Consider the following 684-nt stretch of genomic DNA (forward strand, 5'->3'; position numbering starts at 1 on the left):
TCGTAGGGCAGATCGGACGGGAGTGTCATGACAAAAAAACCAACATCGCGCGTTTCACAGGTGGCGCATGATAACGCAATGTTGGTTTATGTCCGGCTGTTCTATGTCACTTGGCTTGTAGCTTGCGCTCAATGGCCGCCATCAGCATTTCGCCGATGTTCGTGCCAAATGCATTGTCGATCTCGCGAATACAGGTCGGGCTGGTGACGTTGATTTCGGTGAGGTTCTCACCAATTACGTCTAGTCCTACAAATAGCAGGCCTTTTTCCCGCAGGGTTGGGCCAACCTGAGAGGCGATCCAACGGTCTTTGTCCGACAACGGGCGTGCTTCACCGCGACCACCGGCCGCCAGGTTGCCACGGGTCTCGCCGGCTGCCGGAATACGCGCCAGGCAGTAATCCACCGGTTCGCCGTCGATCATCAGGATGCGTTTGTCGCCATCCTTGATCGCCGGAATATAAGCCTAGCCCATGATCTGCTGGGTGCCCAGCGCGGTCAGGGTTTCCAGGATCACCGACAGGTTCGGGTCACCGGCGCGGTGACGGAAGATCGACGTGCCGCCCATGCCGTCCAGCGGTTTGAGGATCACATCACCGTGTTTGGCGGCGAATTCACGCAGCACGTCGGCGCGGCGGCTGACCACGGTCGGCGGCGTGCACTGCGGAAACAGCGTGGCGAACAGCT

1 pseudogene is annotated in these 684 nt (G+C 59.2%); it reads right to left on the reverse strand.

The window, feature by feature from the left end:
* Positions 1–106: 106 nt before the first annotated feature.
* Positions 107–684 (reverse strand): annotated as a pseudogene (gshB, locus tag FEM54_RS33535) (glutathione synthase); the annotation flags it as partial.

The sequence above is a fragment of the Pseudomonas edaphica genome, from assembly GCF_005863185.1.
Classification (GTDB): domain Bacteria; phylum Pseudomonadota; class Gammaproteobacteria; order Pseudomonadales; family Pseudomonadaceae; genus Aquipseudomonas; species Aquipseudomonas edaphica.